At 66.1% G+C, this 14,687-nt stretch carries 14 protein-coding genes; 9 read left to right on the top strand and 5 right to left on the bottom strand.

Translation table 11 applies throughout. The features are described 5' to 3' along the window. Window positions 1-57 precede the first annotated feature (57 nt). Together TVB01_RS09590 and TVB01_RS09585 are read left to right on the top strand one after the other, a co-directional pair. Entirely contained in the window at window positions 58-1,665 is a 1,608-nt protein-coding gene (locus TVB01_RS09590; protein ID WP_422455664.1) for an ABC transporter permease subunit, read from the top strand. Then, a complete protein-coding gene (locus TVB01_RS09585) occupies window positions 1,662-2,597 on the top strand; it encodes a sugar ABC transporter permease (protein ID WP_422455663.1) in 936 nt (311 codons plus the stop codon). Before TVB01_RS09590 ends, TVB01_RS09585 begins: the two co-directional genes overlap by 4 nt. 10 nt (window positions 2,598-2,607) lie before the next feature. On the opposite strand, the gene TVB01_RS09580 is transcribed toward TVB01_RS09585, so the two are convergent. Both TVB01_RS09580 and TVB01_RS09575 read right to left on the bottom strand, forming a co-directional pair. Beyond that, a complete protein-coding gene (locus TVB01_RS09580; protein ID WP_422455667.1) occupies window positions 2,608-3,585 on the bottom strand; it encodes an aldo/keto reductase in 978 nt (325 codons plus the stop codon). Window positions 3,586-3,716: 131 nt separating this feature from the next. Next, the gene (locus TVB01_RS09575) at window positions 3,717-4,559 is read right to left on the bottom strand and encodes an amino acid-binding protein (RefSeq protein WP_422455662.1); all 843 of its coding nucleotides are present in this window, start codon (window positions 4,557-4,559) and stop codon (window positions 3,717-3,719) included. A gap of 105 nt (window positions 4,560-4,664) precedes the next feature. Between TVB01_RS09575 and TVB01_RS09570 the strand changes: the two genes are divergently transcribed. Then, window positions 4,665-5,582 carry a CHAD domain-containing protein gene (locus TVB01_RS09570; RefSeq protein ID WP_422455661.1) on the top strand — a complete coding sequence of 306 codons (918 nt, stop codon included), beginning with the start codon at window positions 4,665-4,667 and terminating at the stop codon, window positions 5,580-5,582. Between the two features lie 123 nt (window positions 5,583-5,705). Further along, window positions 5,706-7,271 carry an MFS transporter gene (locus tag TVB01_RS09565; protein WP_422455660.1) on the top strand — a complete coding sequence of 522 codons (1,566 nt, stop codon included), beginning with the start codon at window positions 5,706-5,708 and terminating at the stop codon, window positions 7,269-7,271. Here TVB01_RS09565 and TVB01_RS09560 read toward each other — a convergent pair. Further along, entirely contained in the window at window positions 7,268-8,311 is a 1,044-nt protein-coding gene (locus TVB01_RS09560) for an LLM class flavin-dependent oxidoreductase (RefSeq protein ID WP_422455659.1), read from the bottom strand. The two genes, TVB01_RS09565 and TVB01_RS09560, sit on opposite strands and share 4 nt — an antisense overlap. Window positions 8,312-8,535: 224 nt before the next feature. Here TVB01_RS09560 and TVB01_RS09555 point away from each other — a divergent pair, with 224 nt between their 5' ends. Together TVB01_RS09555 and TVB01_RS09550 are read left to right on the top strand one after the other, a co-directional pair. Beyond that, the gene (locus TVB01_RS09555) at window positions 8,536-9,609 is read left to right on the top strand and encodes a lipid II:glycine glycyltransferase FemX (RefSeq protein ID WP_422455658.1); all 1,074 of its coding nucleotides are present in this window, start codon (window positions 8,536-8,538) and stop codon (window positions 9,607-9,609) included. 36 nt (window positions 9,610-9,645) lie between these two features. After that, window positions 9,646-11,400: a threonine/serine exporter family protein gene (locus TVB01_RS09550; protein WP_422455657.1), complete on the top strand. Its 1,755-nt coding sequence runs from the start codon at window positions 9,646-9,648 to the stop codon at window positions 11,398-11,400. A gap of 18 nt (window positions 11,401-11,418) precedes the next feature. On the opposite strand, the gene TVB01_RS09545 is transcribed toward TVB01_RS09550, so the two are convergent. Together TVB01_RS09545 and TVB01_RS09540 are read right to left on the bottom strand one after the other, a co-directional pair. Continuing rightward, entirely contained in the window at window positions 11,419-12,264 is an 846-nt protein-coding gene (locus TVB01_RS09545) for a siderophore-interacting protein (RefSeq protein WP_422455656.1), read from the bottom strand. 32 nt (window positions 12,265-12,296) lie between these two features. Further along, window positions 12,297-13,049 carry a uracil-DNA glycosylase gene (locus TVB01_RS09540; RefSeq protein WP_422455666.1) on the bottom strand — a complete coding sequence of 251 codons (753 nt, stop codon included), beginning with the start codon at window positions 13,047-13,049 and terminating at the stop codon, window positions 12,297-12,299. Between the two features lie 219 nt (window positions 13,050-13,268). Here TVB01_RS09540 and TVB01_RS09535 point away from each other — a divergent pair, with 219 nt between their 5' ends. From TVB01_RS09535 to TVB01_RS09525, 3 genes are all read left to right on the top strand, one after another. Further along, the gene (locus tag TVB01_RS09535; RefSeq protein WP_422455655.1) at window positions 13,269-13,577 is read left to right on the top strand and encodes a DUF3263 domain-containing protein; all 309 of its coding nucleotides are present in this window, start codon (window positions 13,269-13,271) and stop codon (window positions 13,575-13,577) included. Window positions 13,578-13,609: 32 nt separating this feature from the next. Continuing rightward, the gene (locus tag TVB01_RS09530; RefSeq protein WP_422455654.1) at window positions 13,610-14,227 is read left to right on the top strand and encodes a LytR C-terminal domain-containing protein; all 618 of its coding nucleotides are present in this window, start codon (window positions 13,610-13,612) and stop codon (window positions 14,225-14,227) included. Window positions 14,228-14,415: 188 nt separating this feature from the next. Continuing rightward, window positions 14,416-14,619, top strand: a complete 204-nt coding sequence (locus TVB01_RS09525) for a cold-shock protein (RefSeq protein WP_066301805.1) — start codon at window positions 14,416-14,418, stop codon at window positions 14,617-14,619. Window positions 14,620-14,687 lie beyond the last annotated feature (68 nt).

Genomic DNA, 14,687 nt, shown 5'->3' with positions numbered 1-14,687 from the left:
GGCGGGCGCGGGGGGGCCGGGGGGGGTGCCGCCCCCCACCACCTGTAGGAGAACTTCATGGCCGTTTCCACGGACGCCCCCGTCCGCCCGTCCAAACCCGCACCGGTCCGCGAGCACAGGCGCAGCCCCGACTCGATCGCCGGAACGCTGGCCAAGATCCTGCTTCTTGGGCTCGTGGACGCGTTCGCTGTCTACGTGATGATGATGCTCTTCCTGGCCGAAGAGTGGGTCATCCTCGCCGTAGCGGCCGGCGTGACGCTGGCGATCAACTGGATCTACCTGCGGCGGGGCGGACTGCCGGCCAAGTACCTGGCGCCCGGGGTGTTGTTCCTGCTGCTCTTCCAGGTTTTCGTGGTCGTCTACAGCGGTTACGTGGCCTTCACGAATTACGGCGACGGGCATAACAGCACCAAGGACGACGCCGTCGCGGCGATCTCCCTGACAGCCCAGCAGCGGGTGCCTGACTCCCCGGCGTACCAGGTCTCCGTGGTGGAGCAGGGGAATGAGCTGTTCCTGCTGGTTACCGATCCGGATGGACGGGTCCAGCTCGGGGGCAACGAGCAGCCGCTCGAAGAGGTGCAGGACGCCGAGATCGGCGGGACCGGCAAAGCGACCGGGGTCCAGGGCTACGAAACCCTCGCCTTCAATGACCTTCTCAACAGGCAGTCGGAAATCCTGGAGCTCACGGTTCCTTTCTCCGAGGACCTCGACGACGGCACGCTGAAGACCGCGGACGGCTCCAATGCCTATGTCTACAAGCCGGTGCTGGTCTATGACGAAGCAGCAGATACCTTCACCAGTTCCGAGACCGGAACCGTCTACCGCGACGGCGGCGAGGGTGCCTTCGTTTCGGAAGACGGGGAACGGCTTGCCACCGGCTGGAAGATCAACGTCGGCTTCGAGAACTTCCAGCGCGCGGTTACGGACCCGGAGCTCCGCGGGCCGCTGCTGAGCGTGATCGGCTGGACCTTTACGTTCGCGGTGGCCTCTGTGGCGCTGTGCTTTGGACTGGGGCTGTTCCTGGCGATCACGTTCAACCACCCCACGCTCAAGGGCAAACGCACCTACCGGGTGCTGATGATCATGCCCTACGCCTTCCCCGCCTTCCTCGCGGGGCTGGTGTGGTCGGGCATGCTGAACCAGGAGTTCGGCTTCATCAACGGGACGTTCTTCGGCGGTGCGTCCATTCCCTGGCTGAACGATCCCTGGCTGGCCAAAGCCAGCGTGCTCCTCGTGAACACCTGGCTGGGTTTCCCCTACATGTTCCTGGTCTGCACCGGTGCCCTGCAGTCCCTGCCTGAGGAAGTGAACGAGGCCGCGAGGATGGACGGTGCCTCCGCCTGGCGGATCTTCCGTTCCATCAAGCTTCCGCTGCTGCTGGTCTCCACGGCGCCCCTGCTGATTTCCACGTTCGCCTTCAACTTCAACAACTTCAACGTGATCTTCATGCTCACCGGCGGCGGACCGCGATTCCCGGGCACCAGCCAGGACATCGGGGCCACAGACTTGCTGATCACCGTGGTCTACAAGGTGGCCTTCGGGCAGGGGACGGGCCGTGACTACGGTCTGGCCAGCGCACTGGCGATCCTCATTTTCGTCATCGTCGCCGTCATTTCCGCCGTCAGCTTTAGGCAGACCAAGTCGCTGGAAGAAGTGAACTCATGAGTACCTCCACCTCAGTTCCGTCCCGGCTCGCCGGGGAAACCCCGCGCCCGGGGCCCGCCGTCCGGCCCACCCGCCGCCGCTTCGGAGCGTGGTTCAAGGACACCGGTTGGCGTCATCTGGTGGGCCTGGTGATGACAGTCTTCGCCCTGCTGCCGCTGGCGTATGTGCTCTCCGCGGCCCTCAGCCCCAGCGGAACGCTGGTTGCCTCCTCCGGGCTGTTCCGCGACGTCGGATTCGCCAACTTCCAGGCCCTGTTCACCGACCAGCAGAAACCGTTCGCCCGCTGGTTCGTGAACACCCTGGTGATCGGTGCGGTCACCAGTGTTGCAACGGTCTTCCTGGGCGCACTGGCCGCCTACAGCTTCTCCCGAATGCGCTTCACGGGGCGGAGGATGGGCCTGCTGAGCCTGCTGCTGCTGCAGATGTTCCCGCAAATGCTGGGTGTGGTGGCGATCTTCCTGCTGCTCTCGGAGATCTCCGACATCGTTCCCTGGCTGGGGCTGGGCAGCCAGCTGGGCCTGATCATGGTGTACCTGGGCGGCGCACTCGGGGTAAACACCTACCTGATGTACGGGTTCTTCAACACGGTGCCCAAGACGCTTGACGAAGCGGCGCGGATTGACGGTGCCGGGCATTTCCAGATCTTCTTCACGATCATCCTGCGCCTGGTCACACCCATCCTGGCCATTGTCGGCCTGCTGACCTTCATCACCACCACGGGGGAGTTCATGATCGCCTCGATCGTGCTGAACGATCCCGATGCCCAGACCCTCGCCGTCGGCCTGTATTCCTTCGTGGGGGACAACCAGTCCCGGACGTGGGGTGTCTTCTCCGCCGGAGCGGTGCTGGCAGCCGTGCCGGTGATGGCGCTGTTCCTGTTCCTGCAGCGCTACATCGCCTCCGGCCTGGTCGCGGGCGCGGTGAAGGGCTAACGCCGGCAGGTTAGAAGCCGACGACGCCGTGCGGGATGTAGTGCTCGTCCAGCAGGGCCAGGTCCTCCGAGGTGAGCTGCATGTCCAGGGCGCCGACGTCGTCCTCCAGATGTCCCACCCTGGTGGCGCCGACCAGCGGCGCCGTCACGACAGGATGCGCCATCACCCAGGCGATGGCCACCTGCGCCCTGCTGGTTCCATGCGCCTGGGCAACCTCGCCGATGGCATCGGCGACCAGCCGGTCGGTGGATTCGTATGCGCCATAGAGCCTGTCGTCCAAAGCATCCCGCCCGCGGTGCCTGCTGGGCTCGTCCCAGGGGCGTGAGAGCCGGCCCCGGGCCAGCGGGCAGTAGGCCAGGACGCCGATTCCCTGGTCCTCGCAGAGCGGGTACATCTCCCGTTCCTCTTCCCGGTAGATCAGGTTGTAGTGGTCCTGCATGGTGATGAAGGGCGTCCATCCGTGTTGCTGCTGCAGGCAGAGGGCCCGGGCGAACTGCCAGGCATACGTGGTCGATGCGCCGAGGTACCGGACCTTTCCGTCCCGGACCAGCTGGTCCAGGGTGGAGAGCGTTTCCTCCAGGGGCGTCGTCCCGTCCCAGCGGTGGATCTGGTACAGATCGATGTAATCGGTGCCTAGCCGGCGCAGGCTCTGCTCCACCTGCCACAGGATGTGCTTGCGGGAAAGTCCCCAGCCGTTGGGCCCGCGGGACATCTCCCCGTGGACTTTGGTGGCGATGACGACCTCTTCGCGGCGGGCGTACTCGGCCAGCGCGACGCCGAGGATCCGCTCGCTGTCCCCGGCTGAATATACGTTTGCCGTGTCGAAGAGGTTGATGCCCAGTTCCACGGCCCGCCGGATGAGGAGCTTGGATTCGTCCTCTCGCAGCGTCCAGTCATGGTTTCCGCGGTGCGGGTCGCCGAAACTGAGGCATCCCAGCCCCAGCGCGGACACCGTCAGGCCGGAGTTGCCAAGCTTGGCGTAGCGCATGGAGTTCATAACCTTGCCTCCAAGATTGCCTCGGGCAGCGGGAGCGCCGGCGGCATAGCCGGTACTGCCGATGCTACGGCGGCGGCTGCACGGGGTACAGGGTCAAGGGGCTTCACGCCGGACAGCAGTGCTCAGCCGGGATGCGCGGCGGTGCGGAGCTCCACAGTCTCGGCGATCTCCGCAAGCCGGTTGGCGCGGGCGGACTCTGCCGGTGTGAAGGGTTCCCCGGGCCGGATGAACCTGAGCGCCTCGTCCCAGGCTGTAGGGACCTTCAGGACCGGCGTTCCATGATCCGGCCCGCCCGGAACGAGGCGGGACGGATCAACCACCCGTTCCGCCGCGAGAAGTTCCGAGATGGCCCAGCCAAGTTCCTGCGGGTTGGCCGCCACCCGTGCTCCCAAGGCCAGTGCCTTGGTTTGACCGTCTGCGAGCGCCAAAGCGGTGGTGGGCCACACCAGCACAGACCCGGCTCCGCCGTCGGCAAGCGCCTCGGCGACATCGTGGTCCCGTAGTCCAGGCGGTCCGGAGACCACGAGTTCGTCCAAGACTCCGCCGGGCACGCTTTGGGAGGTAATCGAGAGGATATTCGCACGGGACCGCGCCAGCGCATGGGCCAGGTCCTCCAGCGCACCGGGAGCATCCGTGAGGACGACCCGTGCCCTCCACAGGGTTCCCGAACCGGCCAGTATCCTCCGCTGCCGCAGCGCCGGCCCGTGGAGCCAGCTGTGCAGCACCCGGCGGGCTGAAGGCTCGGCCACCCAGATCACCAGCACCGTGGCGGTGACAGTGAGCAGCAGGACTTTGGACGGGTAGGGCAGATCCGCCCGCAGGACGGCAGCGTGGACCAGGAGTTCGATGGGGAGCTTTGCGGCAACGTTGGCAGCCGTAAGGCGGGTGCGGCCCGGCCGTGGCATTTGGCCGCAGGACCCGCAGGCCAGTTCGGAGGCGGAGGCTGAGGCATGGCGTTTCGTCATGGGCCCAGTGTCGCGGGGGACCTGTTACGCGCGTATTGCGGGTGCGTCAATTGTGCGTGGCACAGGGTCTGCCTCCCGGGCAGGACGCGGACCTATACTTCAGCCATGGCTTTTGCTCCCAAACGGCCCAGCGCCGGGCTGGACAGCAGTGAGGCTGCCGAGGAGGGTGCGGCCGCCCTGCTGCTGGCGTACCTGCAGGAGCAGCGTGCCGAACTGCTTCGGCAGCAGGACAGGGTCCGGGCCGAGGAACCGGAGGCCATCCACAAGATGAGGGTAAGCACCCGCCGGCTGCGGTCAGCGCTGGCGAGCTACCGCCGCCTGCTTGAAAAGGAACCTGCCCGCAGCCTGCGCGGAGACCTGAAGTGGCTGGCACAGGTGCTGGGCGGGGCCCGAGACGCGCAGGTGATGCGCCACCGGCTCCAGGCCCTCGTGGCATCGCAGCCTCCGGACCTGGTCCTGGGACCGGTGTCGGCCCGGATCGACGAAGAACTGCTCAGCGACTATTCGTCCGCCGTCCAATCGGTGCACCAGGCGCTGGACAGCGACCGCTATGGGCAGATGGTCGAGCAGCTGGCCGGATTGGTTGCGGATCCTCCGTGGAGCCAGGGGGCAACCGGTTCCGGGCGGCACGCCGCGGAAGCGATGATCCGCCGGGACCGCAGCCGGCTCCGGGCCCGCGTCAAAGAGGCCAAGGCCGAAAAGGATCCCGAAAAGCGAGCGGAAATTCTTCACGAGGCACGCAAGGAGGCCAAACGTCTGCGCTATGCCGCCGAGGCGTGGAGGCCAGCCGGAGGAAGTGCAGCAGGCGCCATGGTGGAAGCCGCCGAAGGACTGCAGAAAGCACTGGGGGAGCACCAGGACAGCGTTGTCACCAGGTCGCTGCTGCGCTGGATGGGAAGTACGGCCGGAGAGGGCGAAAACGGGTTCACCTACGGGCGCCTCCATGCGATTGAGGAGCACAGGGGAAGGGCCGCGGAGAAAAGCTATCGCCGCCTGTGGAAGAAGTTCCCGCCGGGGCCCTGAACCCCGGCCGCAGCGTACGGCGCTCTGGACGCGGCGGAGGTGCCGGACCTAACCTTCAGGAAGCGGGGTTCAGCTCTCCGGAACAGCCGGGGCGGGCGGTTCCTGCGCTGACGGAGGGATCCAATGTCATCTCCCTGGGCGCCCCTGAAGAACCGGATGTTCCTCATCCTGTGGCTGGCCCAGCTGGGATCCAACATCGGCAGTTGGATGCAGACGGTGGGCGCCCAGTGGTATCTGGTGGAAACCGGCGCCAGTCCCGCCCTGGTGTCCCTGGTGCAAACCGCTTCCCTTGCTCCTGCCCTCCTGCTCGGACTGATCGCGGGCGTCCTTGCCGATGCGTTCAACCGCCGCCGGCTGATCCTGGGCGCCAATCTCTTTGCTGCCGGAGCGGGAATCCTGCTGACGGTTATTGCCGCGTTGGGCTTGCTCGGGCCCGATGCGCTGCTCCTCTACACGTTCCTGATCGGCTGCGGGGTCGCCCTGAGCTCACCGGCGTGGCAGGCAATAATCCCGGCGCTGGTCCCGAGGGATCAGATCCGTTCCGCCTCGGCGCTGGGCTCGGTGGCGATGAATGCCGCCCGTGCCGTAGGGCCGGCCGTGGGTGGACTGCTGGTTTCGCTCGCTGGCCCGGCCTTCGTCTTTGGCGTCAATGCGGTGACTTTCCTGGGCACGGCGCTGGCGGTGTTCGTGTGGCGGAGCGCACCGGAGAGTCCAGCGGACCGCGAACGAGTCGGTGAAGCGCTGGCAGCCGGCATCCGTTATGTGCGGGCAGCGCCCAGGATCCGCCGCATCCTGCTGCGCTGCGTGATGTTCATGGTTCCGGCGAGCTCCCTGTACGCCCTGCTTCCCATTGCCGTCAACGGCCATCTTCAGCTGGGTTCCTCCGGCTACGGACTCCTGCTGGGGGCCCTCGGCATCGGTGCCATCCTCGGAGTGGTCATCCAGGGCCGGGTCCGGGAGCTCTTCCCGGATAACGCGCTGCTGGCAGCGTCCGCCGTGGCCTTCGGGACCTGTGTTTTTGCCGCAGGCTACCTCCCGGTAGCGCCGCTGGCTGTCCTGCTGGTGCTCGGCGGTGCGGCTTGGATCAATACCTTCTCCACGCTCAACAGTGCCCTGCAGCTGACCCTGCCGGAATGGGTCCGGGCCCGGGGACTCTCCGTCTACCTCATGGTTTTCACCGGAACGCAGGCCTTCGGGTCGCTGCTGTGGGGGAGCCTGGCCACGGCGTACGGCTACTCGCCGGTCCTGGCCGCCGCCGCCGTCGTGCTGCTCCTGGTGGCCGCAAGCGTGGCGGTCCTGCCGCTGCTTCCCCGCACCGGAAAGCTGGACCGCAGCGTTCCTGAGCCGGACCTTGGGTTGGAGGTCGAAAAGGAGCCGAGACCCGACGACGGGCCGGTGACAGTCCTGGTGGCCTATGAACTGGAACCGGGCGAGTCCGCAGCGTTCGTGGAGGCAATGCATGAAGTCAGGCTCTCGCGGATGCGCACCGGAGCCACCGGGTGGGAACTGGTGCATTCGGTGACGGATTCCCGCCAGTTCCGTGAGATCTACGAGGTTCCGACATGGCGCGAGTACCTGCGGCAGGAGCATGAACGGCTCACCGGTGAAGACCGGAAGAACATTGAGCGGGCCGAATCCCTGGCGGCGGAGGAACCACGGACCAGGTGGTTCCTCCCCGCGAAGGCCTAGTCCCCGGCCGCCAGCGCCTCGCGGACCCGGGGTGCTACCTCGGACCCATAGAGTTCGATGCACTTCATCAGGTTCTCGTGGGGAAGCGTCCCCAGGCTGTACTTGAGGTCGAAGCGCGAAAGTTCGAGGGTCCGTGCGGTGCGCACGATCTTTGCTGCCACCGTTTCCGGTGAACCGACGAAGAGTGCGCCCTCAGGTCCGGCAGACGCTTCGTACTCCGAGCGGCTGACCGGCGGCCAGCCGCGTTCCCTGCCGATCCGGTTCTGCATCGCGGCGTAATGCGGCCACGCTTCTTCCAGTGCCTGCTCATCCGTCGCGGCTATGTAACCGGGAGAGTGGGCCCCGACGGGAAGCATCGGCTTGCCGAACTCCTTCAGTGCCCGCTTGAACAGGGAAACGAAAGGAGTGAAGCGGGCGGGTTCCCCGCCGATGATGGCCAGCATCAGCGGCAGGCCGTAGTGGGCCGCGCGGACAACGGACTGGGGTGTGCCGCCCACAGCGATCCAGGCGGGGATCGCGCCGTTTTCCGTGGGGGGATAGACCAACACGTCGCGCAGGGGAGGCCGGGTGGTCCCCTCCCAGCTGACGGGCTGTTCGGCCAGCAGCTTGGTGAACAAATCTAGTTTCTCTTCGAACAGGACCTCGTAATCAGCCAGGTCGTAGCCAAAGAGGGGGAAGGACTCTGTGAAGGAACCCCGGCCAAGGATGACTTCTGCACGGCCGTTGGACACGGCATCGAGCGTTGCGAAACGTTCGTAGACCCGGATGGGGTCGTCGGAGGACAGGACGGTCACCGCGGATCCCAGACGGATACGGCTGGTCTGTCCTGCGATGGCTGCCAGCACGGTCTCCGGCGAGGACACCGCGAAGTCGTCCCGGTGGTGTTCACCGATGCCGATGAAATCGAGTCCCACGGAATCGGCCAGGACGGCCTCCGCGACCACGTTGCGGACGACCTGGGGCATCGGCAGCTTGTTGCCCCCGCCGTCGAACGTCACGTCTCCAAACGTGTCCAGTCCCAGTTCAATCTGCTGTGCCACTCAGTCCGCCTTTTCTCGATCCCATGCAAATGCATCTAATGACGAGCCTAACCTGTCGTGGCGCAAGGCTATTCCCCGCCGGTCCGGCGGGGGCCTGCTCCGCCGCGCCGCACCCGGCCGCACGGAGCGCCCCGCGCTCGCAGATAGACTGGAAACCGGTCCGGAGCGCGGCTCCGTGCCCGGGGGCGACGACAGATCCACCAACCGAGGACAGTTGAGGAACTTTGCGAGACTTTAGTGCACGCCTGGCCACGCCTGAGGAGATTGCGGACTGGGACAGCCGCGTCCAGGCAAACCCCAACGGCGGCAACGTCCTGCAGTCCGCCGCCTACGCCGAGGTCAAATCGCACCACGGCTGGAACCCCGTCTACGTTGTCTTCACGTGTGAGGACTACACGTCCTATAACCTGGTCATCGAAAAGAAGGTCCCGCTCCTGGGCAGCCTCTGGTACCTCATCAAGGGTCCCGACGCCGCCGCAGCCGAAGACGTGCCGGCCATGGCACGGGCACTGGGCAGGTTTGCCAAGGAGAGCGGCCGCCGGGTCTTCGCACTCAAGGTGGAGCCGGACATCGTGGACGGAGAAGACGTCCAAAAACTCTTCCGCGACGCCGGACTGGTCAAGACCTTCAATCTCCAGCCCAACGACTCCACCGCACTGCTGGACACGACGCCTGACACGGAACAGATCCTCAAGAACATCTCCTCCCGTGCCCGCAACGCCGTCCGGCGGGCGATCCGCGAAGAGGCCGACGTGCGCCGCGTGGAGCCCACCGAAGAGAACATGCGCGCCATGTACAAACTGATGAGCCACATCGAGGACCGCTCTGCGGCGAGGATGCGCTCCTACGAGTACTACCAGCGCTTCTGGTCAAACTTCACGGCCGCCGGACAGGGCCGCTTCTACTTTGCGTTCGAAGACGGTGAGCCGAGTGTCGGTGCGTTCGTCATCGCCTATGGCAAAAAGGGTACGTACAAGGACGGCGGCTCCAAGCCGCGGCGCAAGCAGTATGGGGATTCCCACCTGGTGCAGTGGACTGCGCTGACCGAACTTAAGGAAGACTTCGGTATCGAGGAATACGATTTCTGCGGCACACCGCCGAGCAGCGAACTCAAGAACAAGGAGCATCCCCACCACGGGCTGGGCCTGTTCAAGACCAGCTTTTCCAAGACCGTCACGGACTTTGCCGGGTGCTGGGACCTGGTGCTGGACCCGATGCGGTACCGGATTTGGAACACCATCGGTGAACGTGTGACCCGCCAGATCTACTGGCGCAGGCATCACCAGCCGTTCTACTAAACCGCACGCCACGACGAGGCCAAAGGGGTGGACACTGTGGAGAATGAGAATGAGCGCCGCAACGCTGCCCTGAGCACGCAACCGGCAGCAGGGCTGATCCCTGTGATCAAGGCACCCGAACGGGCGGAGCGGAGCAGCGCCGCTGGCCTGCGCAGCACCAAGCCCAAGCCGCCGCCGGCTACGTCCTCCGTTCCACGCCTGGAGAAGGGTACTGCCGCAAAAGACCCGTCCGCCGCCCCCAAGGGCCAGCGCGCGGCTGCTGGACCGCGGGGAGGTCAGGCAGCGGCCGGTGTTCCGCCCCGTACCGGCAAGCCGCGGGCACGCAAGACGACGCCCCGCCAGCACAGCCCCTCGGCGGCCCAGCGCACGGATTCGTCCTCGGCAGCGGCGCGGCGGATGCTGCGCCGCCTGGTGCAGGGGGAAGCACCGCCGACGCAGGCTATGTCAATCGTGGAACGACTGGCCGGGAGCCCCTACGCCAACCCCCGGGTGCGGTCCGGCGGTCCGGACGCCAGTGCGCGGAAGACCCTCGACTTTGCCCTGGGCATGGCAGAGACCATGTTCCGGTACGGTGCAGGTGCCCTCGAAGTGGAAACCGCCATAATCGCCGTGACCGCGGCCTACGGACTCGACAACATCGAAGTGGACATCACCAACCAGTCGGTGCTGCTGAACTACTCGCCCAAGGACCAGACGCCCATTACGGTCATGCGCGTCGTCCGGTCCTGGACGAACAATTATGCGGGACTGGCGCTGGTGCACCGGCTGGTCACTGACATCGTGGACGGCCACATCACCCGTGCCGAGGCGTCAGCCCGGCTGGGTGAGATAGTCCATAAGCCGAAGCCCTTCCCGCGGTGGGCTGTCACCTTTTCCGCCGGCCTGTTTGCCGCAGCGATTGTCGCGTTTATCGGCGGCGGGCCGCTGGGATCAGCCGTTGGATTCGGCAGCACTATCCTGGTCAGCCTGCTGCAGCGGGTGCTCGGACGCTGGCGGGTGCCGGACTTCTTCACCACCGCCGCGAGCGGGTTCCTCGTGACCGCCCTCGCCATGCTGTTCTGGTGGCTGGACGCCAGCGGTTCCGTGGACCTGAACATCGCGCCCGGAATCGTGGTGGCAGGGGGCATCCTCCTGCTGCTGCCCACCGGACGCCTGGTTTCCGCCGTGCAGGATGCGATTAACGGCTTCCCGGTGACCGCCGCCGGCCGCTTCCTGTCCGCCTTCCTCAGCTTCGGCGCCATTGTCGCGGGAATCGCCGTCGCACTGGTGGTGGGGGCCCTGCTGGGCATGCCCTACCTGGAAGTGACTGAAGAGACGTCGTCCCAGTACCCGTTCGCCGTCACGGTGCTGATACTCGCCGTAGCCCTGGCCACGATCAGCATCACCGAGCAGTCCCCGGTGAACCTGGTGCTGCCCACCGTGCTGATCGGCGTGGGCGGGTTCCTGGTGGGGACCCTGTCAGAAGCGGTGGGCGTGGGTCCACGGCTGACACCGGCTGTCGCAGCGATCGCGATCGGCATGGCCAGCCGGATCGTCGCCCTGCGGATGGGCGCGCCGCAGCTGGTGATCGCCGTGCCGGCGATCCTGTTCCTGTTCCCCGGCTTGAGCATCTTCCGTTCCATGTACGGCCTGAGCATCGGGCTGGAGGATATCTCCGACGGCGTTATCGGACTCTTCAACGCCCTCACCGTCATCCTGGCAATCGCCGGGGGAGTGGTATTCGGCGACAACCTGGCCCGTCCGCTGACCCGCAACCTCAGCGGAAATGACCGCCGCAACCGCCGGCGCTGACGGCGCGGATACCGGGGGTCAGAGAACCTTGCCGATAGGGGTCCGCTTCTCCGCCTGGAAGGCGTCCTCGGTCCGGCCCGCTGCCCAGTAGCCGGAGAGCGAGACCTGGTCCCGTTCGAGTCCATGCCGGTTGAAGAATATTTCCCGGAGTTCCTTCATGGCTTCGCGTTCACCATGGGCAAAAACCTGGACGTGCCCGCTCGGCCAGGGGTAGGCGGCCACTGCTTCAGCCAGGACCCGCCCCGCTCCTGCGGCCGTTCCCCGGTGGAGCCAGGTGATGCGTACGCCGTCGGGCGCGGTCAATGGCAGCTCATCTTCCGGGCCGTGGACTTCTATCAGCGCGGAACCGATGGCGTCGGCCGGCAGTGCTTCCAGTGCGGCCGCCGTGGCAGGAAGGGCGGACTCGTCAGCTGCGAAAAGATACCAGTCAGCGTCCGGATCCGGCGAGAAACCGCCGCCCGGGCCGCCGAACGTGATCGTCTCACCGGGCTGGGCTCCGGCGGCCCACGGTCCGGCAAGGCCTTCCGCCCCGTGCACCACGAAGTCCATGGCCAGCTCCCGCTTCACGGTATCCACCCAGCGGACGGTGTACGTCCGTGAGACCGGCCAGTTTTCCCGTTCCGTCTGCTCACGAAGCGTTTCCAGGCTCACCGAGCCGTCCAGCGGGCGGCCGTCGGGCCCGAACCAGATCTTGCAGTAGGCGTCCGTGCAGTCGCTGGGGTGGAACGACTCGAACCCGGGGCCGCCAACGACAATCCGCACCATGTGCCGGGAGAGCTGTTCCCGGCGCAGGACCTGCATCGTGTGGACGGGCCTTGCGCGCCGGACCGGAGCAGGGGAACGTGTGGCGGGTGCTTCAGGCATGAGTTGTTTCTCCTGGTAAGGGGGGACTGTTTCTACGGTACCCCGGGAAGCTGCCAGTCCACCGGGGTGCTGCCCTGGGCGAGCAACATCTGGTTGGCGCGGCTGAAGGGACGGGATCCGAAGAATCCCCGGGAAGCGGACAAGGGACTGGGATGGGCCGACTCGATCCTCGGGGCCCCGCCCAGCAAAGGTGCCAGGGCCTGCGCCTGCCGTCCCCACAAGACGGCGACAAGCGGAAGCGGTGATCCGTCAGCACCCCGCCGCGCTGCCAGGGCCCGGACGGCCAGATCCGTAATGTCCTCCCAGCCGCGGCCGCGGTGGGAGTTCGGCGCGCCGGCATCGACTGTGAGGGAACGGTTCAGCAGCAGTACCCCCTGTTCCGTCCAGGCGCTGAGGTCTCCGTGTCCGGCGGGCATGATGCCGAGGTCCGCCTGCAGTTCCTTATAAATGTTGGCCAGGGACCGCGGCAGGGGCCGGACTGCCGGGTCCACCGAAAAGGAAAGGCCGACGGCGTGCCCCGGGGTTGGGTACGGGTCCTGTCCTGCGATGAGCACCTTTACCTCGGACATGGGCCGGCGGAAGGCACGCAGGATGTTCTGGGGAGCGGGCAGGATATGGGCTCCGGAACTTCGACGGCGTTCGAGCTCGTCTCCCAGCCGGTGGATCAGGGCAGCCGCCGGCTCAAGGGCTTCGGCCCAGTCCGCAGCCATCAGCGACGTCAGCGGTGTCCCGCTGGTGAAAGGAATGGGCGTGCTGTCGCCGGCTTGCTGCTGACCGCCGGGCATGCCGGGAGGATCCAAAGGGAACAATGCCGGCTCTTCACTCTTTCTCACCTGTCCAGTCTTGAATATCTGGCGCCGGAATCCCAACCGGATCCACGGCAGACCTAAATGACAAGGCTGTTATTCCGGTTTAGGATTACTGCTGGACACAGACTCTTCCCCCACACCGGCGTGCCGTGCTGCGGCGCCCTGGGGGAACAGACCAGGAGACGGGGACACTCAGTGGCAGGATCAGCCGAAGCCGGGGCCTTCTCACCGGACGGCACCGTCGACCCCGAGAGCCCCCTGAGCGAACGCGAGCAGCAGATGCTCTCGCTGGAACGTTCGTGGTGGAAGTACTCGGGGGCCAAGGAACAGGCCATCCGGGATCTCTTCGGGCTCTCTGCGACTGCCTATTACCAGATCCTCAACGCGCTGATCGACACGGAGGAAGCGCTGGCACACGATCCGATGCTGGTGAAGAGGCTGCGTAGACTACGTACTACACGCCAGCGTGCGCGCACCGCCCGCCGCCTGGGCGCCGACGCGTAGGGACCCACAGATCAAGGACAGACAACGCAACCATGAGCCAATACCCCAGGGACGAGTTCGATAAGGTCCCGGAGACCTCCACACGGCAGGGCGTCCACCGCGAACGCCTCATCCCTGCGCGCTCGAGTGGTATTGGCCTGATCATTACGGTTGGTGTCCTGGCACTCCTCGTCGGGCTGGCCGCGTATGTGGTCCTGCCCCGGCTCGGCATCGGCGCTGACGGCAACGCGACACCGGTGGCCGCGGAAACGGAAGCGACTGAATCTGCGTCCCCGAGCGCCTCGGCGACACCGTCCAGCTCGCCGTCACCGTCGGCATCGCCTGCCGAGCCGCCGTCCAGCAGCCCGGAGCCGACCCCCGTGGAATCGACCCCCACGGCAGACAAGACCCAGCCGGTGGTCGTCCTGAATGCCAGCGGAATCAGCGGCCTGGGGGCCGGCATCTCCGCCCGGATCGGCGTCGATGGCTGGATCACCTCGTCCGTTGGCAACTGGGCCGGAGCTCCGCTGCAAAGCTCGGTCATCTTCTACAATGGCGAGGCCCAGCGCGCCAACGCCGAGGAGCTGTCTGCCCTCCTGAGAATCCCGACGCTCAGCGAGTCGCCTGAATTCTCTAATGTGACAGTCGTGGCGGGCCCCGGTTTCCAGTAAGAGAGCCGGTATTGAGTTAAAACTCGATAACTGTTTTCCCGCCCCGGACCGCAGGCGGTTCCCTGTAGCTAAAGTTAGCCCCAGCCGCCGGGGTAACAGCGGTCCGGCCACACCTCGGCGCGGATCTCCCGGCAGTTGTTCCGGCGGAGTACCACCCCCGGGACTGAACTGAACAAGGGGAGTGAAGCATGGCGCAGGGCATCGTCAAATGGTTCAACGGCGAAAAGGGGTACGGGTTCATCACAGTCGATGAGGCCCAGACTGATGTTTTTGTCCATTGGTCGGCCATCCAGTCGGCCGGGTACCGGACGCTGGAAGAGGGCCAGAGGGTGGAATTCGAGATCGGTGAGGGACAAAAAGGTCCCCAGGCTGAAGACGTCCGGACGGTCTAGCCGGACCCCACCAAACAGATGAGCCGGCGGCCCCTTGAATCCAGGGGCGGCCGGCTCTTTCCGGTTCC

Source organism: Arthrobacter sp. 7Tela_A1 (assembly GCF_049311065.1).
Taxonomy (GTDB): Bacteria; Actinomycetota; Actinomycetes; order Actinomycetales; family Micrococcaceae; genus Arthrobacter_B.
Note: the sequence above shows the minus strand (reverse complement) of the source record. Positions and strands in the feature narration are given on the sequence as shown.

What these genes read in the sequence shown, in the direction of transcription:
- TVB01_RS09590 (WP_422455664.1), top strand. Translation starts at nt 58, where the DNA reads ATGGCCGTTTCCACGGACGCCCCCGTCCGCCCGTCCAAACCCGCACCG.
- TVB01_RS09585 (WP_422455663.1), top strand. Translation starts at nt 1,662, where the DNA reads ATGAGTACCTCCACCTCAGTTCCGTCCCGGCTCGCCGGGGAAACCCCG.
- TVB01_RS09580 (WP_422455667.1), bottom strand. Translation starts at nt 3,585, where the DNA reads ATGCGCTACGCCAAGCTTGGCAACTCCGGCCTGACGGTGTCCGCGCTG.
- TVB01_RS09575 (WP_422455662.1), bottom strand. Translation starts at nt 4,559, where the DNA reads ATGACGAAACGCCATGCCTCAGCCTCCGCCTCCGAACTGGCCTGCGGG.
- TVB01_RS09570 (WP_422455661.1), top strand. Translation starts at nt 4,665, where the DNA reads ATGGCTTTTGCTCCCAAACGGCCCAGCGCCGGGCTGGACAGCAGTGAG.
- TVB01_RS09565 (WP_422455660.1), top strand. Translation starts at nt 5,706, where the DNA reads ATGTCATCTCCCTGGGCGCCCCTGAAGAACCGGATGTTCCTCATCCTG.
- TVB01_RS09545 (WP_422455656.1), bottom strand. Translation starts at nt 12,264, where the DNA reads ATGCCTGAAGCACCCGCCACACGTTCCCCTGCTCCGGTCCGGCGCGCA.
- TVB01_RS09540 (WP_422455666.1), bottom strand. Translation starts at nt 13,049, where the DNA reads ATGCCCGGCGGTCAGCAGCAAGCCGGCGACAGCACGCCCATTCCTTTC.
- TVB01_RS09530 (WP_422455654.1), top strand. Translation starts at nt 13,610, where the DNA reads ATGAGCCAATACCCCAGGGACGAGTTCGATAAGGTCCCGGAGACCTCC.
- TVB01_RS09525 (WP_066301805.1), top strand. Translation starts at nt 14,416, where the DNA reads ATGGCGCAGGGCATCGTCAAATGGTTCAACGGCGAAAAGGGGTACGGG.